At 47.8% G+C, this 21,526-nt stretch carries 21 protein-coding genes and 1 pseudogene; 20 read left to right on the top strand and 2 right to left on the bottom strand.

The window, feature by feature from the left end:
* Positions 1-278 precede the first annotated feature (278 nt).
* From NSQ66_RS21150 to moaA, 11 genes are all read left to right on the top strand, one after another.
* Positions 279-3,953, top strand: a complete 3,675-nt coding sequence (locus tag NSQ66_RS21150; RefSeq protein ID WP_036675985.1) for a nitrate reductase subunit alpha — start codon at positions 279-281, stop codon at positions 3,951-3,953.
* Positions 3,943-5,514 carry a nitrate reductase subunit beta gene (gene narH / locus NSQ66_RS21145; protein ID WP_036675987.1) on the top strand — a complete coding sequence of 524 codons (1,572 nt, stop codon included), beginning with the start codon at positions 3,943-3,945 and terminating at the stop codon, positions 5,512-5,514. Before NSQ66_RS21150 ends, narH begins: the two co-directional genes overlap by 11 nt.
* Positions 5,507-6,073: a nitrate reductase molybdenum cofactor assembly chaperone gene (gene narJ, locus NSQ66_RS21140; RefSeq protein ID WP_036675989.1), complete on the top strand. Its 567-nt coding sequence runs from the start codon at positions 5,507-5,509 to the stop codon at positions 6,071-6,073. Before narH ends, narJ begins: the two co-directional genes overlap by 8 nt.
* Positions 6,070-6,756: a respiratory nitrate reductase subunit gamma gene (narI, locus tag NSQ66_RS21135; protein ID WP_036675990.1), complete on the top strand. Its 687-nt coding sequence runs from the start codon at positions 6,070-6,072 to the stop codon at positions 6,754-6,756. The genes narJ and narI overlap by 4 nt, the downstream gene beginning before the upstream one ends.
* Positions 6,757-6,808: 52 nt before the next feature.
* Positions 6,809-7,267, top strand: coding sequence for a GAF domain-containing protein (locus NSQ66_RS21130; RefSeq protein WP_036675992.1), 459 nt, complete (start codon positions 6,809-6,811; stop codon positions 7,265-7,267).
* Entirely contained in the window at positions 7,267-8,331 is a 1,065-nt protein-coding gene (locus NSQ66_RS21125) for a sensor histidine kinase (protein WP_076141342.1), read from the top strand. The genes NSQ66_RS21130 and NSQ66_RS21125 overlap by 1 nt, the downstream gene beginning before the upstream one ends.
* Positions 8,332-8,338: 7 nt before the next feature.
* Positions 8,339-8,986, top strand: coding sequence for a response regulator transcription factor (locus NSQ66_RS21120; RefSeq protein WP_076141341.1), 648 nt, complete (start codon positions 8,339-8,341; stop codon positions 8,984-8,986).
* Between the two features lie 23 nt (positions 8,987-9,009).
* The gene (locus NSQ66_RS21115; RefSeq protein WP_076141340.1) at positions 9,010-9,537 is read left to right on the top strand and encodes a hemerythrin domain-containing protein; all 528 of its coding nucleotides are present in this window, start codon (positions 9,010-9,012) and stop codon (positions 9,535-9,537) included.
* 261 nt (positions 9,538-9,798) lie between these two features.
* The gene (locus tag NSQ66_RS21110; RefSeq protein WP_076141339.1) at positions 9,799-11,289 is read left to right on the top strand and encodes a nitrate/nitrite transporter; all 1,491 of its coding nucleotides are present in this window, start codon (positions 9,799-9,801) and stop codon (positions 11,287-11,289) included.
* A 42-nt stretch (positions 11,290-11,331) separates the two neighbouring features.
* Positions 11,332-12,582 (top strand): gephyrin-like molybdotransferase Glp, encoded by a 1,251-nt coding sequence (gene glp, locus NSQ66_RS21105; RefSeq protein WP_076141338.1) that lies wholly within the window; start codon positions 11,332-11,334, stop codon positions 12,580-12,582.
* A gap of 25 nt (positions 12,583-12,607) precedes the next feature.
* Entirely contained in the window at positions 12,608-13,624 is a 1,017-nt protein-coding gene (moaA, locus tag NSQ66_RS21100) for a GTP 3',8-cyclase MoaA (protein ID WP_076141337.1), read from the top strand.
* Positions 13,625-13,815: 191 nt separating this feature from the next.
* Here the strand turns inward: moaA and NSQ66_RS21095 are convergent, their stop codons facing one another.
* On the bottom strand, positions 13,816-14,529 hold the full coding sequence (locus NSQ66_RS21095) for a YwiC-like family protein (protein ID WP_170914207.1): 714 nt from the start codon (positions 14,527-14,529) through the stop codon (positions 13,816-13,818).
* Between the two features lie 134 nt (positions 14,530-14,663).
* Between NSQ66_RS21095 and mobB the strand changes: the two genes are divergently transcribed.
* The 4 genes and pseudogenes from mobB (at position 14,664) to NSQ66_RS21075 (ending at position 16,819) form a co-directional block, all read left to right on the top strand.
* Positions 14,664-15,335 carry a molybdopterin-guanine dinucleotide biosynthesis protein B gene (gene mobB, locus NSQ66_RS21090; protein WP_244886529.1) on the top strand — a complete coding sequence of 224 codons (672 nt, stop codon included), beginning with the start codon at positions 14,664-14,666 and terminating at the stop codon, positions 15,333-15,335.
* Positions 15,319-15,648, top strand: a pseudogene (locus tag NSQ66_RS21085) (NTP transferase domain-containing protein); the annotation flags it as partial. The gene mobB and the pseudogene NSQ66_RS21085, both read left to right, overlap by 17 nt.
* A 240-nt stretch (positions 15,649-15,888) precedes the next feature.
* Complete coding sequence (locus NSQ66_RS21080) at positions 15,889-16,374, top strand: molybdenum cofactor biosynthesis protein MoaE (protein WP_036676344.1); 486 nt, start codon at positions 15,889-15,891, stop codon at positions 16,372-16,374.
* A 154-nt stretch (positions 16,375-16,528) separates the two neighbouring features.
* On the top strand, positions 16,529-16,819 hold the full coding sequence (locus tag NSQ66_RS21075) for a MazG nucleotide pyrophosphohydrolase domain-containing protein (protein WP_036676004.1): 291 nt from the start codon (positions 16,529-16,531) through the stop codon (positions 16,817-16,819).
* 78 nt (positions 16,820-16,897) lie between these two features.
* Here NSQ66_RS21075 and NSQ66_RS21070 read toward each other — a convergent pair whose 3' ends face one another.
* Positions 16,898-17,647 (bottom strand): SDR family oxidoreductase, encoded by a 750-nt coding sequence (locus tag NSQ66_RS21070; RefSeq protein ID WP_036676006.1) that lies wholly within the window; start codon positions 17,645-17,647, stop codon positions 16,898-16,900.
* Positions 17,648-17,811: 164 nt separating this feature from the next.
* On the opposite strand from NSQ66_RS21070, the gene NSQ66_RS21065 reads away from it, so the two are divergent.
* The 5 genes from NSQ66_RS21065 to NSQ66_RS21045 all read left to right on the top strand — a co-directional run bounded on the left by NSQ66_RS21065 (position 17,812) and on the right by NSQ66_RS21045 (position 21,501).
* Positions 17,812-18,729, top strand: a complete 918-nt coding sequence (locus NSQ66_RS21065; protein WP_076098659.1) for a LysR family transcriptional regulator — start codon at positions 17,812-17,814, stop codon at positions 18,727-18,729.
* Positions 18,730-18,846: 117 nt separating this feature from the next.
* Positions 18,847-19,254, top strand: a complete 408-nt coding sequence (locus tag NSQ66_RS21060) for a hypothetical protein (RefSeq protein WP_076141335.1) — start codon at positions 18,847-18,849, stop codon at positions 19,252-19,254.
* Positions 19,255-19,293: 39 nt separating this feature from the next.
* The gene (locus tag NSQ66_RS21055) at positions 19,294-19,470 is read left to right on the top strand and encodes an S-layer homology domain-containing protein (protein ID WP_141118485.1); all 177 of its coding nucleotides are present in this window, start codon (positions 19,294-19,296) and stop codon (positions 19,468-19,470) included.
* A gap of 940 nt (positions 19,471-20,410) precedes the next feature.
* Positions 20,411-21,070 carry a helix-turn-helix transcriptional regulator gene (locus NSQ66_RS21050; protein ID WP_036676012.1) on the top strand — a complete coding sequence of 220 codons (660 nt, stop codon included), beginning with the start codon at positions 20,411-20,413 and terminating at the stop codon, positions 21,068-21,070.
* A gap of 122 nt (positions 21,071-21,192) precedes the next feature.
* The gene (locus tag NSQ66_RS21045) at positions 21,193-21,501 is read left to right on the top strand and encodes a hypothetical protein (protein ID WP_036676014.1); all 309 of its coding nucleotides are present in this window, start codon (positions 21,193-21,195) and stop codon (positions 21,499-21,501) included.
* The last annotated feature ends 25 nt before the right edge of the window (positions 21,502-21,526 follow it).

Below are 21,526 nucleotides of genomic sequence, written 5' to 3'. Positions count from 1 at the left end.
AGCCGTTTCCACTTGCCAGTATAGCACACGAATTTGCAGAGGAATTCCCGCTAAGGAATTCCCCGGACCAAAAAGAGGGAAGTCCCTAATGGCATCCTCTGCCCGGGAAGTAAACGGCAGGAACACAGCTTTTCTCCTCAGTGGGAAAGGCTATTTGCTTTTTATTCAGATCGAGGGAATTCCCGAGGTTCAATAGGTGTTTCCCTAATGGGAAGCACGGCCGGGTAGATCCATAATGGTATTAATTGAATAAATTTTGAAGGGAGTGTTCTGGATCGATGAAGAAGAAATTCGGACTTAACTTTTTTAAACCGGTTGAAAGCTATTCCGGAAACTGGTCCATTCTTGAAGAGAAAAATAGAGATTGGGAGAATATGTACCGCCAGCGCTGGTCTCACGATAAAGTAGTGCGTACCACTCACGGAGTCAACTGTACAGGCTCCTGCAGCTGGAAGGTGTTTGTGAAGAACGGAATCATTACTTGGGAAAATCAGCAGATCGATTATCCTTCCTGCGGACCGGATATGCCGGAGTTTGAACCGCGCGGTTGTCCCCGCGGAGCTACCTTCTCGTGGTACGAATATAGTCCATTGCGCGTGAAATACCCGTATATCAGAGGGAAACTGTGGCGGCTGTGGCAAACGGCGTTGAAGGAGCATGACAATTACATCGATGCCTGGGCCAGTATTGTTGAAGACCCCGAGAAGGCTAGCCAGTACAAAAAGGCGCGCGGTAAAGGTGGACATATACGTGTAGCCTGGGACGACGCGCTGCGGCTGATCTCGGCCCAGCTGATCTACACGATCCGGAAATACGGTCCCGACCGCATCGCCGGCTTCACACCGATTCCGGCCATGTCCATGGTCAGCTACGCATCGGGGGCGCGATTCATATCACTACTAGGCGGTCAAATGCTCAGTTTCTATGACTGGTATGCTGATCTTCCTCCGGCTTCCCCGCAAATTTGGGGCGAGCAGACGGATGTTCCAGAATCTTCGGATTGGTACAACGCCGGTTACCTGATGATGTGGGGCTCTAACGTACCGCTAACTCGGACGCCGGATGCCCACTTTATGACTGAAGTACGCTATAAGGGAACCAAAGTCGTGTCGGTGGCACCGGATCTCGCAGAGAACGTCAAATTCGCCGACAACTGGCTGGCCCCGAATCCAGGGTCGGACGCTGCGCTTGCCCAGGCCATGACGCATGTCATCCTGCAAGAGTTCTACCAGGAACGCCAGGAGCCGATGTTCCTGAATTATGCGAAGCAATATACAGATATGCCTTTCCTGATTCTGCTTGACCCTCATGAGGATGCCCTTAAAGGCGGACGTTTCTTGCGGGCGAGTGATCTTGGAGATAACTCCCAGCACTCAGACTGGAAACCGGTAATCTTTGACGAGGTGGCTGGTGAGATGATGGTTCCGAACGGTACCATGGGGCAGCGCTGGGAGGAAGGAAAGAAATGGAATCTGATCCTCGAGCGGGAAGACGGCAGTAAAGTAGAACCCGCCTTGACCATCGAAGGCCACGGAGAAGAGTGGACGGAAATCGTGTTCCCGTACTTCGATAATGCCGGCAACGGCACCTTCAGACGGGTGATTCCGGCCCGCAAAATACGGCTTGCCGACGGTGCAGAACGTTATGCCGCCACAGTCTATGATCTGATGATGAGCCAGTATGGCGTCGCACGTACAGAAAGTCCGCTTAACGCAAAGGGATATGAGGATCAATCCTCTTATTACACCCCGGCATGGCAAGAGAAGATTACGACGGTAAAGGCGAGTGTCGTAGTTCAGATTGCCCGCGAATTTGCCCAGAATGCGATTGATACGGGTGGACGCTCTATGATCATCATGGGCGCAGGGATTAATCACTGGTTCAACAGCGATACCATCTATCGTTCCATTCTGAATCTAGTGGTGCTGACCGCTTCCCAAGGTGTTAACGGCGGCGGCTGGGCGCATTATGTTGGTCAGGAGAAATGCCGTCCGATTGAAGGCTGGTCAACGGTTGCTTTTGCCAAGGACTGGCAGGGTCCGGCACGTCAGCAGAACGCGACTTCGTTCTTCTATTTCGCAACAGAGCAATGGCGTTATGAGGAGAGCGGCACTGATTCACTGAAATCGCCGACTGGAGGGGATGTAGCTTACCAACATCCGGCTGACTATAACGTATTGGCTGCCCGTCTCGGATGGCTGCCATCCTTCCCGCAATTCAACAAGAACAGTCTTCTGTTCGCCGAGGAAGCCGCACAGCAAGGCAAGAAGACTAACAGCGAGATTATCAGTCACACCGTGGAAGAGATTAAATCACGGAAAACACGGTTTGCCGTGGAAGATCCCGGCGCACCGGAGAACTTTCCCCGTTCATTATTTATCTGGCGCTCGAACCTGATTTCAAGCTCTGCCAAAGGGCAGGAATACTTCATGAAGCATTTGCTCGGAGCTTCCGACGGTCTGCTGGCCGAGCCGAATGAAGAACAGAAACCGGAAGAGATTATCTGGCGTGAGGATGTCGAAGGTAAGCTCGATCTGATGGTTGCCCTGGATTTCCGGATGACGACAACACCCCTCTATGCAGATATCGTGCTGCCGGCCGCAACCTGGTATGAGAAAACAGATCTGTCGTCGACTGACATGCATCCGTTTGTTCATCCGTTCAATCCGGCAGTTAACCCGCTGTGGGAATCCCGGTCGGATTGGGATATTTACCGCCAGCTGGCTGAGGTATTCTCCGAAATGGCAAAATCGCATCTGCCTGGCGTTTATAAGGATGTTGTGATGTCACCGCTCGGCCATGATTCGGTAAGCGAGATCTCACAGCCGATGGGTCTTGTCAAAGACTGGACCAAAGGCGAAGTTCCGGCTATCCCGGGCAAAACAATGCCGAACTTTACTATTGTAGAGCGTGATTATACTAAAATTCATGACAAATACATTTCACTCGGACCTAACCTCGCAATCGGCAAAGCAGGCGCGCACGGCATCAGCTTCTCTGTCGCCGAAGAATATGAGGAATTGAAGAAGCTCAGCGGTGTTTATTTCGATGAAACGATTAAAAACGGACTGCCGAAGCTGCAGACTGCCCGCCAGGCCGCAGATACGATTCTTCACCTGTCTTCGGCTACCAACGGGCGCGTGTCCCAGAAGGCTTACGCTGCAGCGGAGAAGGATTCAGGAGTAGAGCTGCGAGATATCTCGGCGGACCGGGCCGCAGAAAAGATTACGTTCCAGAGCATCACCGCACAGCCGCGGGAAGTCATTCCGACACCGGTATTCAGCGGGTCGAACAAGCAGGGACGGCGCTATTCACCGTTCACCACGAACATTGAACGTCTCGTTCCGTTCCGGACGCTGACCGGAAGACAGCATTTCTACATTGACCATGAAATCTTCCAGCAGTTCGGCGAAGCGCTGCCGGTTTACAAGCCAACGTTGCCTCCGATGGTCTTCGGGCCGCGTGACAAGGAAGTGAAGGGTGGACAGGATTCTCTGGTTCTGAGATATCTGACACCGCACGGGAAATGGAATATCCATTCGACCTATCAGGATAACCAGCACATGCTGACGTTGTTCCGGGGCGGTCCAACCGTGTGGATCAATAATGAGGATGCTGCGGCACATCACATTGAGGATAATGACTGGCTCGAAGTCTACAACCGTAACGGTGTCGTAACTGCACGCGCGGTTGTCAGTCACCGGATGCCGAGAGGCACCATGTTTATGTACCATGCCCAGGACAAGCACATTCAAGTACCGGGCTCTGAAATTACGGATACGCGCGGCGGAAGCCACAATGCGCCTACCCGGATTCATCTGAAGCCTACCCAGATGGTCGGCGGATACGCACAGCTCAGCTACGGTTTTAACTACTATGGTCCGATCGGCAACCAGCGTGATGTCTACGTAGCCGTCCGCAAAATGAAGGAGGTCAACTGGCTTGAAAATTAAAGCGCAAGTTGCAATGGTAATGAATCTGGATAAATGCATCGGCTGCCACACCTGCAGCGTGACCTGCAAGACGACCTGGACGAACCGTAAAGGTGCGGAATATATGTGGTTCAATAACGTGGAAACGAAACCGGGGATTGGTTATCCGAAACGCTGGGAAGACCAGGAGCTCTACAAGGGCGGCTGGCAGCTGCGCAAGGGGAAGCTGGAGCTGAAATCCGGCAATAAGCTGTCCAAGATTGCGCTCGGCAAAATCTTCTACAACCCCGACATGCCGGAGATGAAGGATTATTATGAACCGTGGACTTACAATTATGAGCATCTGACGAATGCAGGAGAGCAAAAGCATTCCCCGGTGGCGCGGGCTCATTCTGCTGTAACAGGCGAGAAGATGGATCTGGAATGGGGGCCTAACTGGGAGGATGATCTGGCGGGAGCGCATGTAACCGGCCCGCTTGACCCGAATATCCAGAAGATCGAGGAAGAAATTAAATTCAACTTCGAGAAATCGTTTATGATCTATCTGCCGCGCCTCTGTGAACACTGCCTCAACCCAAGCTGTGTCGCCTCCTGCCCTTCAGGTGCGATGTACAAACGGGATGAAGACGGGATTGTTCTGGTCGACCAGGAAGCCTGCCGAGGCTGGAGATATTGCATGACTGGCTGTCCGTATAAAAAAGTGTATTTCAACTGGCAGACCAACAAAGCGGAGAAGTGCACCTTCTGTTTCCCGCGTGTGGAAGCAGGACTGCCTACGGTATGCTCCGAGACCTGTACAGGCCGAATCCGCTATCTCGGGGTTCTGCTGTATGATGCCGACAAGGTTCTTGATGCCGCATCCACCCCGGACGAGAAAGATTTGTACAAAGCACAATGTGATCTGTTCATGAATCCGCATGATCCGGAAGTCATTGCCCAGGCGAGAAAAGATGGTATCTCTGAGGATTGGCTGGAGGCAGCCCAGAACTCACCGGTCTATAAGCTGGCGATTGAGCACAAGCTTGCCTTCCCGCTTCACCCGGAATACCGCACACTGCCTATGGTGTGGTATGTGCCGCCGCTTAGCCCGATCATGAATTATTTTGAAGGTAAAGATTCGCTGAAGAATCCCGATATGATTTTCCCGGCTATCGAAGAGATGCGCACACCGATCCAGTATCTGGCGAACATGCTGACCGCAGGCGATACGGAGACCGTCAAAGAAGCCCTGCAGCGGATGGCCATGATGCGTTCCTACATGCGCGCTAAATCCTCAGGCCAAGGGTTTGACGCTAGCCGTCTTGAACGTGTCGGTATGACAGCACAGCAGACAGAGGAAATGTACCGGCTGCTCGCGATTGCCAAATATGAAGACCGTTTCGTGATCCCAACCTCCCACAAGGAGCAGCACATGAACCCTTACCGTGCCCAGGGCTCGACCGGTTTCGGAAACGGGATGGGCGATATGGGCTCCGGCTCCGGTTGTGACGGCTGCGGACCTGCCAGCTCTGCCGGCGACACGATGAAGACCGGCAAGGAAATGTATGAAGAGAATTTCTACGGGGGGATTTGGCGTGATTGATCTGATCAAACTGCATGATTACAAGGAATCCTTCGGTTATTTCGCCCTGCAGCTCATGTACCCGGAGAAGCTGGACTTTCATCCGGCTTTTCTGGAAGAGGCGTTTGACAGCACTCATCCGGGTTATGCCCATGTGCATACCTATTGGAAGCAAATGCAGAGCTTCAGTCTGGATGAGATTCAGGAGAGTTATGCCGCTACATTTGATTTTCAGAAGGACTGCGCCTTGTATATGACCTATTTCAAATTTGAGGAGGCCAAGGAACGGGGGCAAATGCTCGCCAAGTTGAAGCTTCTGTACGAAATGTTCGGTCTGGAAATGCCGGAGGAAGAACTACCTGATTATTTGCCGCTTATGTGTGAATTTCTATATGCCGCGCAGTGGTTGGAAGTCCCGGGAGCGCCGGAGAATTTCCGGATGCTGATAGCGATTCTTGAGGATGGTACGTATCATCTGCTCAAGGCTCTGGAACGAAATGAAAGTCCCTATTTCCATCTGGTTAAGGGATTGCGCGAAACATTAAAAGCTTGTGCTGAACAGGAGGCCCTGAGTCAATGAATATGCTGGGTCAGTTTTTATGGGTCATTTTTCCCTACATGTGTATGGTGATCTTTATCGGCGGACATATTTTTCGTTATCGTAAGGATCAGTTTAACTGGACGGCCAAATCAAGTGAGTTTATTGAAAAGAAACAACTGAAATTCGGCAGCATTCTGTTCCACCTCGGAATTATGCCGGTTATCCTGGGCCATATTGGCGGGCTCGCTGTTCCGAAATCATGGCTGGAATCCATCGGCGTAAGTGATCATCTTTACCATATCGGCGCGGTATACATCGGGGGCATCTTCGGTGCAGCCACACTGCTCGGGATGCTGATTCTGACTTCGCGGCGCTTTACGCTTAAGAATGTCCGCCGTCTCAGCAGTGCATCGGACCTGATAGTCAACTCACTCCTCCTGTTTATCGTGTTTATGGGGATGTACTCTACCATTGTAACGAATGCCGTACAACCTGAGTTTGACTACCGCGATACGATTTCTGTCTGGTTCCGCGGCCTGTTCATGTTCCGTCCGGACCCGTCACTGATGAGTGATGTGCCGTTTTCCTTCAAGCTTCACATCTTGTCGGGGTTTGCCATCTTTGCCTTTTGGCCGTTCACCCGGTTGGTCCATGTATGGAGTGTTCCGTTGAATTATATAGGCAGAAGTTATATCCTATACAGAAGAAATAAATCGAATTAACGGAAAGAGTTGCGTGGACTTCTTTTCCTGTTCTAATCGAGGAGAGAAAACGATGAACAATAAGGTGGATTATCAAATCGAACTTGACCGGATCCGCGCAGCTCTAGGATATGACTTCATGTCGCTGGCTCTTGCTGAACCTGCGGAATATGACTATGTAATCCGGTGGAAATACGCCTCAGGGAACACTAATGACCGTTACAAACGGATTGTACTTCAATCCGGCAGAGGGATTGCAGGGATCGTGTTCAAGACCGGAAAACCGTTCTTAATCCCTTCTGTGCAGACAGATGTGAAGCCTGATACCTTGTTTAATTATCCCATTACTAAGATGGAGAATTTGAACAGTATTGGTGCTGTACCGGTGTGGAATGATGCCCGCGTCGCAGGCGTGCTTCTAGGCGGTTTCAGGGGTGAACGGCAGGTAACCGCTGAAATGCTGAGAGACCTGGACAGGGTAGCACGTAAGGGGATTGGAGACTTGAACGGGAAGGAATTGTTGCTCAGTTGATGACACCCGGAATGGATCTGCGGAGCCTGCTCATGACGAAGCTGTTCGAGAACAGCTCGGAGGCGATGTTCTTTTTTGACCGGCAAGGGAAAGCCCTGGCGATGAATCCGGCTGCCGAGAACATCGTTGACCAGGATATCCTGAAGCAGTTGTATCAGGGAAATCCGGAGGCACTATGCGGGACCTGCCGGGGATACACTAGTGAGACGGAGCTCCGCACATGCCTTAATTGTTACTTTCATACACCGGACTCAGAGGATTTTACCTCTTATCAAGTCTATCTGGAGACGAAAGATAAGGGTATTGTCCCTTATGCCGCCACCTTTCACACGATAGATGACGAGAATGGTATCAGAGTGTTTATGCTCAGGGATCTGAGCAGACAGTTCACGACACAAGAGAAGTTCTACCAGAACAAGATGATGAAGCATATCATTGAGGCGCAGGAGAATGAACGCAAGCGGATATCCCGTGAACTGCATGACAGCGTTGCCCAAGAGCTGATGAGTGCCGTGATTGATCTGCGTGTGCTCAAATATATGACAGCTGATGAACAGCTGCTGAAGAAGGTGAAGCAGACCGAAGTATCCATGACAAGACTTCTGAATGATATCCGCAACCTTTCCGTGGAGCTCAGGCCGGCTGCACTTGATGATTTCGGGCTGGAGGCTGCATTCCGGTCACACTTCAAGCGGATGGAACAAAGCTACGGACTTATAATTGAATATGAGTCCCGGCTTTTGGAGAAACGGTATGAGAGTGAGATTGAAACCGTCATGTACCGTGTATGCCAGGAAGCTGTGTTGAACGCCCTGAAGTATGCCCAGATAGACAGCGTCAAAGTATCTCTTACAGAAAATGACGGCGTGCTGCGGCTTCTGATTAAGGATGAGGGAACAGGCTTCATTCAGGGAGACGAACCCAATGGAACCGGACTTGGTCTTTTTGGCATGCAGGAACGGGCGGAGCTGGTGGGTGGCACCTTCACCGTAGATTCAGGGATAGGTAGGGGCACAACCATTATTTTACAGGTGCCAGTAGGATTATCCAGAGGAAAGGAATGAGCTTCTGATGAAGATCGTCATTGCAGACGACCATGCGATCGTACGGAGCGGATTCTCCATGATTCTCAATTTTCAGGATGACATAGAAGTGATCGGAGCGGCGGCAGACGGGAGGGAAGCTTATATAATGGTTGCCAAATTCCGGCCGGATATTCTGATTATGGATTTAAGCATGCCTCCGGGCGAAAGTGGGCTGGTTGCAACCGGGAAGATTAAAGAGGATTATCCCGATACCAAAATCCTGATTCTGACGATGCATGACGATGATGAATATCTTTTTCATGTATTGAAGAACGGGGCCTCCGGTTATGTTCTCAAAAGCGCTCCGGACGAGGAGCTTTTGCTGGCCATCCGGACCATTTATGAAGGCGGCACTTATATCCATCCTAAGATGGCGACCTCACTGGTCCGTGAATTTATTAAGCAGGACAAATCCGGCGGTACAGAGGATCTGTTTGAGCTGTTGTCCAAACGTGAACTGGAGATCCTGCCGCTTATCGCCAAGGGATACGGGAACAAGGAAATCGCAGAGAAGCTGTTTATTTCGGTAAAAACGGTGGAAGCCCACAAAGCGAAAATTATGGAGAAGTTAAACCTTAGAAGCAGACCGGAGCTGGTCGAGTATGCTTTAAGGAAAAAAATGCTGGATTTCTGATTTGCAAATGGAGGGTTAGCAGGATGCCGGAAAATACAGGGCTCAAGTTTACGATGCCCGCCATGCGTATTCTTGAGAATGAACACCGCTATTTATCATTTCTGATGGAAGAATGGCATGCCCTTGTACTCTGGTTTGAACACGATCAGCCCGCTCTGGAAGAATCTAGGACACAGCTGCATAAGCTGCGTAAGGCGATTCTGGAGTTTACTGGTCCGTTGAAGAAGCATACAGTGAAGGAAGAAACGTTTTTTTTTCCGCTGCTTGGCAGTTATATCGGCTTTGAACAAGGACCACTGGTCGGCATCCAGGAGGAGCACCGCGAGATTGACGGATATATAGGGCATTTCCTGCATTACACAGAGGGCAATATAGATATGCTGCCGCTTGAGGATATCCGCGCAGCTGTTAAGGATGCAGGGGAGGCTTTTGAGGTTCTGACGGTACACTTTGTCAAAGAAGAGACTGTCATTTACCCGATGGCCGAGCATCAGCTGAGTGCGAAAGACAAAGAACGGTTAAGCCAGCAATTGAATACGCTCATTACGTGATAATGAACAGGCTGCTCCTACTTGGGGCGGCTTTTTTGGGTCTTATTAAGAGAGTAGATAAGGTATTATGTTTCATTTGTGATAGGAGTGAATAAGTTCTGGAGCAAGGCCCCACTATGTGGGGTTATTTTATTTTTAGGGTTTCCCCTGTCAGGGAAAGGGGACTCCCCTATATCTGAGCCGGGGGATCGGCGGATACAATGAGTACAGGAAGTATTGGTATGAATAATCAAGAGAATAAACGGCGAAAAGGTGAGTCGAATGATTAAAAAAATGCAATTGCCGCTACAAACATTAAACTTGATTACTGGATTCATGGTGTGGGTGATCATCTCTTCCCTGATGCCCTTTATTTCCGAGGATATCAGCATTCCTCCGGGGCGGCTAGCGATGGTCACGGCTATTCCGGTGGTGCTCGGCTCTATTCTAAGGATTCCTTTAGGCTATTATGCAAACATTCTGGGAGCACGCATTATTTTTATGTTCAGCTTTATCCTGCTTTTGTTTCCGGTATATTTCATCAGTGAAGCATCCTCGGTCACTCATTTAATTATCGGAGGTTTGTTCCTGGGAATCGGCGGAGCCGTTTTTTCGGTAGGTGTAACCTCTTTGCCGAAGTATTTCCCCAAAGATAAGCATGGTCTGGTCAACGGAATCTACGGGATCGGGAATATCGGAACAGCTGTCACTACCTTCTCGGCTCCGATTGTGGCAGCACAGATTGGCTGGGCACCCGCGGTTAAAATGTATCTGATCCTGTTACTGGTATTTATCGCATTAAATTTCTTCTTTGGGGATCGTCATGAGCCTAAACTCAAAACGCCGATTATTGAACAGATCAAGGGCGTGTCCAAAAATGAAAAGCTCTGGCTTTTCTCCTTGTTCTATTTCATTACCTTTGGCTCCTTCGTTGCCTTCACTATTTATCTGCCGAACTTTCTAGTTTCGAACTTCGATCTGGAAAAAGTGGATGCCGGGATGCGCACAGCCGGCTTCATTGCCGTTGCGACCTTCTTCCGGCCGATAGGCGGCTGGCTTGCCGACAAGTTCCAGCCTTTGTTTCTGCTTACCGGCACATTTAGTATTTATACGGTTGCAGCAATCATCCTGGCATTTATGCCTGACATGGGCTTATATACAGTAGGTTGCCTTGCTATTGCGTTCAGTGCGGGAATCGGTAACGGAGTCATATTCAAATTAGTCCCACTGTACTTCAATAAGCAGGCGGGTGTCGCCAACGGGATCGTATCGATGATGGGCGGTCTGGGCGGTTTTTTCCCTCCCATTATGCTGTCGGTGATTTATTCGGCTACAGGGCAATATTCCATCGGGTTCATGCTGCTCTCTCAGGTAGCGCTGGCCAGTCTGGTGCTGGTAGTGTGGATCTATTTTCAGGACCGGCTTGCGCTTACCTCTGAAGTGTTCAATTCTACCGGACAGGGGATTCTGGTTACGGATGTCTCCGGTCTGATCAAGACCGTCAATCCGGCGTTCACGAAGCTCACCGGCTATACGGAAGACGAAGTTCTTGGCAGACAGCCCAGCATTCTGAAGTCAGGCCGCCAATCCAAGGAGTTCTACCGCTTAATGTGGAGCGAGGTCAGGGAGAAGGGGATGTGGCAGGGTGAAATCTGGAACAAGCGCAAGGGCGGGGAAGAGTATTTGCAGTGGCTGAATATCAGCGCTGTAAAGGATGAGACCGGCGAAGATGTCCGGTATGTAGGCACATTCAGCGATATTACGGAGAAATAACCGGATGAACCGTTTTTTAGTACGGCACTAAGTTAGGAGCAGATGAAGGTGGAAAAGACCAGAACTCCGGTTACCGTTGCCGAAGCTGTATTCCGGGTAACTGAAAGAGCATGTTGCATAGGTACAGAAAGGATTCCACTTGCTGAAAGCTATGGACGGATCCTGGCGGAGCCGCTGACGGCAACCCATGATGTTCCGCATTTTACCCGATCACCCTATGACGGATATGCAATTTCTTCGGCAGATTCTGCCGGTGCTTCCGGTAATAACAGGATCAGCTTTACTGTAGTAGATCATATCGGCGCAGGGGCAGTATCTCAGATTGCAATTGGGCCATGCGAAGCTGTCCGTCTGATGACGGGAGCGGCGCTGCCGTCAGGAGCGGATGCTGTAGTTATGTTTGAACAGGCCACAGCAGCAGGTCATACGTTTACAATCCGTAAAGCTTTTGCGCCACAGGAGAATCTGTCCCTGAAGGGTGAAGATATGCGGTCAGGAGAAATGATCGTTCCGGCCGGCAGCTTCATTCATCCCGGGATTGTAGCGCTGCTGGCTACATTCGGTTATGGGTATGTTCAGGTCGGTAAGCGGCCGGTAGTAGGGATATTGTCTACGGGAACCGAACTGCTGGAGGTGACAGCACAGCTTGCACCCGGCAAAATCCGCAACAGTAACGGACCGATGATCGCAGCCCAGCTCGCCCGGATGGGTATTCCTTACCGGATGTATGATACAGCCGCAGACCAACTGGAAGCATGCCTGCTGACGGTGCGGAAGGCAATGACAGAAACAGACTGCCTGATCACAACGGGAGGTGTGTCCGTCGGTGATTATGACTACCTGCCGGAAATATATAACCGTCTCGGGGCTGATGTGCTGTTCAACAAGGTGGCGATGCGTCCGGGCAGCGTGACCACAGTTGCGGTTGCCGGGGATACGTACTTGTTCGGACTGTCCGGCAATCCTTCTGCCTGCTTCACAGGCTTCGAGCTGTTTGTTAGACCCGCCCTGCTCAAAATGATGGGAGCGGATAAAATTTATCTGCCGCGCACGACGGCGGTACTGGCAGAGGATTACCCAAAGGCCAATCCGTTCACCCGGTTTATCCGGGCTGTTCATGACCGCACCTCGGTGCGTCCTGCCGGTTTCAATAAATCTAATGCCGTATCTTCCATCGCACGCGGGAATTCGCTGATTGTGCTGCCGGGCGGGACAAGAGGTTACGCCGCAGGTGATCTTGTTGATGTACTGCTTCTGGGTGTTGAAGAAGGTACGGATAAATGGGTACTGTAAGCCTACCGGAAGGGAGATAAGAGTCATGAATGCACATCCACTACAGGATCAATTGCGACGGCCTATCCATGATTTGCGGATTTCGGTAACAGACCGGTGCAATTTCCGCTGTTCCTACTGCATGCCGAAGGAAGTGTTCGGTGATGATTATGCATTCCTCCCCGCAAGCGAGCTGTTAACCTTTGAGGAAATCTACCGGCTGACGAAGCTGTTCGTATCCCTTGGAGTAAGCAAAATCCGGTTGACCGGTGGCGAGCCGCTTATGCGGCGTAATCTGCCTGAGCTTGTTGCGGGAATCCGCGCTATCGGCGGTGTAAAAGATATGGGACTGACGACGAATGGGGTACTGCTCGGTGCGCAGGCAGCGCCACTGTATGCTGCGGGACTCCGCAGACTGAACGTCAGCTTGGATGCTTTGGAGCATAAGCGGTTTGGAAAAATGAACGGACGGGGCTTTACGTCTGGATTAATTCTGCATCATATTGATCATGCCGTAGAAGCCGGGTTTGAGGTCAAAGTAAACATGGTGGTACAAAGAGGTGTGAACGAATCGGAGATTGTACCGATGGCTGCCTATTTCAAGGATAAGAATATAACTTTGCGGTTCATCGAGTTTATGGATGCCGGCAACGATAACGGCTGGAGCTATGAGAAGGTTGTAACCAAACGGGAAATACTGGAGCGCCTCCAAGGCTCATTTGAAATGGAAGCACAGGACCATAATTATTTTGGCGAGGTAGCCAAAAGGTACCGGTACAAGGGTAGCTGTACCGAGGTCGGTTTTATTACTTCCGTATCTGAATCGTTCTGCTCTTCCTGTACACGTGCCCGGCTGTCTTCCGACGGCAAATTATACACTTGCCTGTTCGCATCAGACGGTTTTGATCTCAGGGAAATGCTCCGCAGCGGGGCGAGTGACCAAAGCCTGCTGCTAGCCATTAGGGATGTATGGGAGCAGCGGACAGACCGTTACTCCGATGAGCGGACAGAACAAACCGTGAAGAACAGAACAAAGATCGGCATGTCCTATATTGGAGGTTAAAGAGCAGAATGCAATTTCAGCTGTTGATCGAGCCGGATGGCAGATCATTTTTGGCTGAGCAATGTATCCTTATTGTACCTCCAGGATCGAGCAATCCGGAAATGATCGCAGAATAGACTAACGCAACAACAAGGAAGCTCCTCTACCCGGATTACCGGCAGATGAGCTTTCTGGTTTTTTACAACTGTATACTAGAAGTACAACACGAGCACAGACACATATAACATAAAGGAGAAGCCAATTTCGATGATTCCGGTACGTTTTACTGTGATGCCCGTCTTTGGCAGGACAGCTGCCCGCACAAGCAGGATGAGCAGCGGAACAAGCAGAGATGGAAACAGGAACAGCCCGGCTGCTGCAACCAGCAGGTGATATAGAACAGATCCGTAATAGAAGCTAATATTATTTCGTTCACGGATGATGGTTTTGACATACAAAGCGGTTCCGACAAAGTACAGGACAGCCAGCAGGAACAACTCGGTCGCTGTCCGCCAGCTTTCTCCCTGACCGACGTAGAAGACCGGATAAATGATCAGGCAAAATGCCAAAATGGCCGAGATGTCATTGAGCAGGGCACGTTCATTTTTAGTTTTTGCATAATAGAGATTTACAGCGAACAAAGGCACGAGCGGTAGAACAAACCATAACAACTTAGGTTCGGCTACTACCAGATAGACGATCAAAGGGAGTAGCAGAATTCCATATACCTTCAAGGGCTGGGCATAGCGTTTAAATCTTCCTGTCTTCACCCCCTGCAGTAAAGGAAAACTGAACAAATAGATCAGAAGCCAGCAAGCAAACAGCGGAATATGTATCGGTTGCTCCTGGGATGCGGCTACCCCGAACAGAAAGGGAAGGACGAGCATCGCCCAGGCGCCGTGCTGGTTAGGGATATACTTCTTCATAGTAAACATCCTCCTACCCTGAAATATCATGGCATGCGAGGATGCCATACTCTTTAACTATACGTTTTTCCTTGAGGGGACCCGGGTGATTTGAAGCACTAATCATTTTAAGAAAAGGAGTAAACATCGTGAGTATGGAATCTCATCATGCAACAGTACAGGGTCCGGTTCCTGTATTACAAATTGTCGGGTACAAGAATAGCGGAAAAACAACACTTGCCTGCCGTTTAATTCGCGCTCTATCTACTCAAGGTATACGCGTCGGGTCTGCTAAACACGATGCTCACCATTTTCAATTAGATGATCCGGGTACAGACAGCAGCAGGCATCTGCTGCACGGTGCGATTGAAACCGTACTGACATCGTCTGAGGCTACAAGAATAATGCGGAAGTCCGAGACTTCATTAGAAGAAATCGTACAGTCTATGTATGGTAAGGTTGATCTGCTGATTGCTGAAGGGTTCAAATCTGCAGATTATCCCAAAATCGCCTTGATCCGCAATGTAAATGAAATGATAAATCTGCGAAGTCAAGCAACGAATATTTATATGTGGTTAAGCTGGGAGGAGGACGCTAATATGAAAAGTGTAACGTCTGTGGTAAGCAAGAATACTACCCCTGTACTACTTTTAAGGGATCAAGCTCTTATAGATCAGGAGGTCCTCAACCTGGCTTTGTCGCTGCTTCAATCTAATATAGGAATCCCTGACATAAGAGAAGGAGATTCCCTTACAGGAGGTGCACATTGTGCTGACTGGAATAATACTGGCAGGGGGACAGAATTCCCGGATGAAGGGTCGGAATAAAGCGCTCCTGACCTATCACGGGGAGCATTTTATTGTTAGACAGGTGAAGGAGATGCGTACCCTTTGCTCCAAGATCATTATTGTTACGAAAGATGCATCCCTGTATGAGGATTGTCTTCCATCCGGTCTCATTTTTCTACCGGACATCTATGAAGGGCATGGACCCTTAAGCGGGTTTCATGCCGCTTTTGTCAGGGTGGAAACGGATTATGCTTGGGTTGTCGGATGCGATAGTCCTAATATTTCAGCCCCTGCAGCTTCGTGGATGCTCACCCGGTTCAAGGAAGGCGACTATGATGCTGTTCTTCCCATCATTAACGGTAAGCATCAGATGCTCCATGGGGTATATCGGCCGCACCTGATTTTGCCAAGTATCATTGATAGACTGGAAACACGACAGTACCGGCTATCTGGATTATTAGATTCGATGCATTGGTTAGGGGTAGATAAAGGCGACCTTGCTGGTGCTGGTATATATGAGGATTTCACTGCAGATGTAGATACACCTGAGCAATATAAGGATTTGCTGCATCTATCGAAAGGGAGTGATCACATGGGAAGTTCATTATTTGAAATTACAGACGGACCGATCACACCAGCGGAGGTATCTGATAAAGTCCTGCGTAGAGAAGCGGGAGCGATTACCTTATTCCTAGGCACTGTACGGGAGTTCACGCAGGGTAAGCGGACATTATATCTTGAATATGAAGCTTATCCGCTCATGGCTGTAGCGCAATTGGAACGAATCGGGCAGGAAGTGAATGAGCGTTGGCCAAATACTATGGTTGCTGTAACCCATAGGATAGGAAAACTTGAAATCACTGATATCGCCGTTGTGATCGCTGTATCCTCGCCGCACCGTAAGGCCGCTTACGAAGCGAATGAATATGTGATTGACCGGATTAAAGAAATCGTGCCTATTTGGAAAAAAGAAATGGGCGAAGACGGCGAAGCATGGGTTGGCGATCAGCTGAATCAATTAACCTATCCGGAAGGGCGGCCATTATTTCCGGATGTTCCTGCAGAAGATAAGAAGTAGAGGCGGCTATTAATGAAGCAGGGGAGGAAGCAAAGAACATAAATGAGTACTGCTCGAATTGCCTTGTAGTATAATATAAATCAATTCAAGCCATCTAAACCTAAGGCAGCAATAGAACATAGGGATTTTTACCCAAAAAGCGAGGCGTAAGGAAATGAATGCAGCAGAGTTTCAACAGTATGTTAAGGAGTTCAGTGAAATCAAAGGGTTTGATACCAGCACCATTGAGCAGAGAATGCTGTACTTAATGACTGAGGTTGGGGAGTTGTCCAAAGAAGTTTTGTCCGTATCTTTTCATCCAGATGCAGAGCGGAAAGAAAACTTGGGATACGAGATGTACGATGTGGTGTGGAATATTTTTGATCTGGCCAATAAACTTGGCATTGATCTGGAGCAGGCTTTTAAACGTAAGCTGGAGATTAATGAACAGAGGACTTGGGAGTAAGGTGTACCTATTGAATACTATAAAAAAAATCCAAGGACCTCCCCTGTGGGAAGCCTTGGATTTTTTTCACCCGAAATTTTATTTAAATGAAGCATAACCTTCATCAGCCATTACAACACTACCGTTAATTGCACTAGCTTCTGGTAAGGAGAGCAAGTATACAGTGTCTGCAACTTGTTCAGGCAATGTTAATTTGTTACCCATTACTTTACTCTTCATTTGGTCGACCATTCCTTGATCTTTATATCCTTGGATAATTGGCGTATCTACAGCGCCTGGAGCAACGGCAAGCACGCGGATACCATGGACGGAAAGTTCTAGTGCTGCGGATTTAGTCATCATAATGACCGCACCTTTGGAAGCGTGATATGCGAATGTACCTGGGGAAGCTAGGAATCCAAATACAGAAGCTGTATTGATGATCACACCTTTAATGCCGAGCTCACGCATTTTTTTACCAGCAGCGATAATCCCATGGGCTACGCCATGCTGATTGACATTAATGACACTATGATAATCCTTAAGGTCTTGGTCTAGTACAGGAGTGACGCGGCCGATGCCGGCATTGTTGAACATTACGTCAATTCTTCCATAAGTATCTACAGTTTTCTGAACGAGTGCTTCAACTTCTTCGTATTTTGAGACGTCAGTTTTGACGAAAATAGCTTCGCCACCATCTTTAATAATTTGTGCTACCGTTTCTTCACCTAATTGTTGATTGAAATCGGCAACGACAACTTGATCACCTTTACTTGCAAATTTAATGGCGGTTTGTTTCCCGATTCCACTGGCTCCACCTGTTATTACGGCTACTCTTTTGTCTGTCATTTGAGTTTCCTCCTCGAGAAATATAGTTATACTAGAAATGAAAGTTGATATAGTAAAAATGGTTACTTACTAACTTATTTACATTGTAGCACTTGTCTAAATTAATTAAAATTTAAGTAAATTTAATAGTTATTAAGTAAAGATTAACTTAAGGGGTGATTCAAATGAATTTGGAGCAGTGCGAGAATATCGTAGAAGTCGCAAAGATTGGTTCTTTAACCAAAGCAGCTCAGAATCGTCATATCACTCTATCCGCAATGAGTCAGTCCATTACCATGCTGGAGGCTGAGCTGGGAGTTACTTTGTTCATCCGTTCGCGCGGGCAAAAGGCGGTTCCCACAGCAGAAGGAAATGCCATTATTAGCAAAGCAAATGAAGTCCTGATGAAAGTAAATGAATTAAAAGAAGAAGCACAGATTTACAGCGATACGTTAAGTGGTCATTTGAAAATTGCTACGATACCCGGACCCATGCATTTGATGGTGAAGGTAATCTCTAGCTTTAAGGCAGATTTTCCAAATGTGAAAATAGAGATTTTTGAAAAGGGACCCAAAGAAATTCTGGATAATGTACTTCAGGATGAAATGGATATTGGACTTATGGTCTCGCCGGAGGGAATGCCTGACAAATATAAAGGGGTTAAGTTTGAACGGTTAGTGGAAGGAAAGATTGTAGTTGGTGTACATCCTCACTCACCGCTTGCCCTGAATTCCATCCTTACACCTGCTCAGTTAGTGGGGCAGACGTTGGTTTTATACGATGATTCTTACATTAAGGACTATGTAGAGCGATATTTATCTGGCTATGGGCCGATCAATTTGCTTTTTGTAAGTAACAACACACGGGCGATTGAGAATGCAGTTGCAGAAGGACTGGCCATCACAATTGGTCTGGATTATTCGTTTCTAAAAATATCAGAGGGTTCTCCAGGCTTCATGAAAACCATCGAGTTACGATCACCAGATACCCGTGCGAAATATTCAGGAGCTATTGTCTCTGCTTCAAAACAGACCTCCCAGACCGCCCGGAGATTTATCAACAGGCTAAAGCATGAATTTGATGAAATGATTAGACGAAGTTAACAGTATGCCTTGGTAAATTTTATCTAACCTTTACGCTTCCTAGTTAATATTAACCCTATGATGTTGTCCAAGCTCAGATCGATATTAGGACAGCCAAGTGGGGAGGATGTCAACACAGTGAGATGGTATCTTAGGCAAATTAATGTTGTTATTATCTTTGTTTTGTTGATTTCGTTGTTACAACCGGGAGCAATTGTTCGCGCTTCCATTTCTGATTTACCAGCAACAGATTACGGAACCGTTATTGATGTTCGCCAAACAGAGCTTGCACCCGGGGCGATGTATACCTGGATAGATCTCCAGAATGAACGTGGTTTACAAAAGATACATGCAGTGGAGTTCAACCCGCAACAAGGAAATTTGGAGCTGCGGGCAGGTACGAAGGATGGAAAGGTATACGGTATGAAGGGCGTTACCGAAATGGCCATGTATGCGGATTCGCCTGGAAACCGAGTGATCGCAGGGATCAACGGTGATTTCTATGAAATCCCCGGTTTTGCTACGGGTGTTCCCAATGGATTTTAAGCTTACACCAAGAGTAGTGTATCTGTAGCTAGCCGTAACATTTCGGCATTCAATGATATTGGTCTTGCTCCACAGTGGGCTCAAGAGGCAACCAGCGAAGTGTACAGACTTGGTTTGATGCAAGGACGTGCTGAAGGGCAATTTGCACCGTGCCAAAACGGAACACGTGCTGAAAGTGCACAGATGATCCTCAACCTGCTGAGTGTTATGGAGTAATGATTATGGCCAGTCTCAGGTTTATGGGGACTGGCTGTTTTTTTGATAATTGGATTAGTGGGATATACGCAGGATACGCACGCATGAATACACTGAGGGGGAAGCGGAGTAAAAGTAAAAATAAGGGTGAGACACAAAAGGTAAGTGTATATGGAGAACAGAGAACTAAGGCACGCTCGCTAAGGTACGATAAAGCTGAGGCACGCTCGCTGAGGTGTGCTAAAGCTAAAGTACGCTCACTGAGGTACGCTAAAGCTAAAGTGTGCCAACAGCGATGCACACTTGGTAAGTTTGGCTCGGACGAGCTACTTTTATCAAGAAAGTTTGTTTTAACAGATAGCCTCGATGGTTTGGGATCGTAACGGACTGTATTGCCGCTATTTTAACTTTTTGGTCTATTTTTCCAATTTTTCGGACTCCATAGCTCTTATTGTCATACTTTTGCACGGAATCGTAATATATTTTAATGAATAGCTGCATTTGAGTCCGATAGCTGAGCAGAATGGCAGAAATCAGCTTAATAAGGTCTCCTCGGTCCGATGAAGTAGAATTGAGTTAATAAGGTGAGTAAGGTGAGTAAGGTGAGCTATGTGAGCCAAGTGAGCTAGGTAAGTCAAGTGAGTAAAGTGAGCAAGTTGAGAAGGTGAGCTAGATGAGTAAAGTAAGTAAACTGAGTCAGTAAACTGAGTCAGTAAACGGAAGATAAGATGCAGAATACAGATGGGGTTTAAGCGTATAGTAAAACTGAGGCGAGTATCGAGCATATTCCAAATGCTTACAGACGAGCGCCGAGTCTTTTTCCGGTATTTTGTAAAGATAGGGTTATATTGGGCGTGGAATACTGGGAATTACTCTTCAGAGGCAAGTAAAAACAAGGAATAATTGTTATTAGCCAACACAAATTGTTATGTTGTGTTATGATAGTAGGGAGGTGACTCCCATGAATGATTTTGAGAACTATCCCGATGAGCTGGGTAATTTCATTCGGCACATCAGAAAGACGAGAGGGTTAACCTTAAGAGGACTGGAAGAAAAGAGCGGTATAAGTTACTCACAGCTCAGCAAAATCGAACGTGGAGAGAGCATTCCGCTTAAAGACAATCTGGACAAGATCATTGAAGCGCTTGGAACGGATCTGAAGAATCGGATGTACCATTTGGCAGATTATATGCCAGATATTGAATATATCAAGACCTTGAAGCAAGGATATGAGCTGCCACAGCTCAAACAGTCTCAAGATTACATCTACGAGACAGCCTTTAACAAGCTTAAGGAATTCAGAGCGAAGGAAGGGAAAGAAACATCGTACGTTTCCTTTGATTCGAATGAAGTTATAGTTTACGAAACGGAATATGGGGCAGGAATGGTAATAGAGAAGATTGAGAAATACAATCTGACCGATGTCCTGAACGATAAGTTTGAGGGTAACCTCGACTCCTTAAGAAAGAGCCCCCGTAAAGGGCGTCAAGCCTTTCTATTTGGCGAGTGGCTACGGGAGTGCGTTTATGAACTGAAGGAAGAGGAACAGGATCAGGTCATACAAGCACTTAAAGAATTTACTCAGTTTAAAGTACAACAAATAAAGGGTGCTTATAAATAATGTATGCCTTTTGCTAATGATCTCAAAAATGAATGAATGTTGCCCTTTCTTGCAGCCATCTATTCATCTTGATCCATAAACTAACAACTAAAAATGGTTTGACAGAAAAGGGGATATTAATAATGAAAATTAACATGAAGTTTACCAGCAAGGGCAAAGTCGCTATAGAGAATTTTAATAACGAGGAATTGCTGGAGATCTTCGCACGTTACATCAAGACATTATCCAAAAAGTATGACATCGAAGTTGATGTTCCTCTTGAAGCGAATCAAAACATTGTTGGTGATGGTGCGGTAATCGCAACTGCAAAAAATGTGAAATGTGATGTTGAAACTTTCTTTAAAGAATTGGGCAGAGATATTAAAGTTCCCTTGAAGAAAAGACTCGGCGGCAAATTGGAAAATGTTTTCAAAACAGAAATTACAGAATAGAGCATTATTTTTATCTCAGATTAAC

The organism is Paenibacillus sp. FSL H3-0329, from assembly GCF_037963285.1.
Lineage (GTDB): Bacteria > Bacillota > Bacilli > Paenibacillales > Paenibacillaceae > Paenibacillus_AQ > Paenibacillus_AQ odorifer.
This window is presented reverse-complemented; position numbering and strand designations above follow the sequence as displayed.

Coding starts and splice junctions, on each gene's coding strand:
- NSQ66_RS21150 (WP_036675985.1), top strand. CDS start 279: ATGAAGAAGAAATTCGGACTTAACTTTTTTAAACCGGTTGAAAGCTAT.
- narI (WP_036675990.1), top strand. CDS start 6,070: ATGAATATGCTGGGTCAGTTTTTATGGGTCATTTTTCCCTACATGTGT.
- NSQ66_RS21130 (WP_036675992.1), top strand. CDS start 6,809: ATGAACAATAAGGTGGATTATCAAATCGAACTTGACCGGATCCGCGCA.
- NSQ66_RS21125 (WP_076141342.1), top strand. CDS start 7,267: ATGACACCCGGAATGGATCTGCGGAGCCTGCTCATGACGAAGCTGTTC.
- NSQ66_RS21120 (WP_076141341.1), top strand. CDS start 8,339: ATGAAGATCGTCATTGCAGACGACCATGCGATCGTACGGAGCGGATTC.
- NSQ66_RS21115 (WP_076141340.1), top strand. CDS start 9,010: ATGCCGGAAAATACAGGGCTCAAGTTTACGATGCCCGCCATGCGTATT.
- NSQ66_RS21110 (WP_076141339.1), top strand. CDS start 9,799: ATGATTAAAAAAATGCAATTGCCGCTACAAACATTAAACTTGATTACT.
- glp (WP_076141338.1), top strand. CDS start 11,332: ATGAAGGTGGAAAAGACCAGAACTCCGGTTACCGTTGCCGAAGCTGTA.
- moaA (WP_076141337.1), top strand. CDS start 12,608: ATGAATGCACATCCACTACAGGATCAATTGCGACGGCCTATCCATGAT.
- NSQ66_RS21095 (WP_170914207.1), bottom strand. CDS start 14,529: ATGAAGAAGTATATCCCTAACCAGCACGGCGCCTGGGCGATGCTCGTC.
- mobB (WP_244886529.1), top strand. CDS start 14,664: ATGGAATCTCATCATGCAACAGTACAGGGTCCGGTTCCTGTATTACAA.
- NSQ66_RS21080 (WP_036676344.1), top strand. CDS start 15,889: ATGGGAAGTTCATTATTTGAAATTACAGACGGACCGATCACACCAGCG.
- NSQ66_RS21075 (WP_036676004.1), top strand. CDS start 16,529: ATGAATGCAGCAGAGTTTCAACAGTATGTTAAGGAGTTCAGTGAAATC.
- NSQ66_RS21070 (WP_036676006.1), bottom strand. CDS start 17,647: ATGACAGACAAAAGAGTAGCCGTAATAACAGGTGGAGCCAGTGGAATC.
- NSQ66_RS21065 (WP_076098659.1), top strand. CDS start 17,812: ATGAATTTGGAGCAGTGCGAGAATATCGTAGAAGTCGCAAAGATTGGT.
- NSQ66_RS21050 (WP_036676012.1), top strand. CDS start 20,411: ATGAATGATTTTGAGAACTATCCCGATGAGCTGGGTAATTTCATTCGG.
- NSQ66_RS21045 (WP_036676014.1), top strand. CDS start 21,193: ATGAAAATTAACATGAAGTTTACCAGCAAGGGCAAAGTCGCTATAGAG.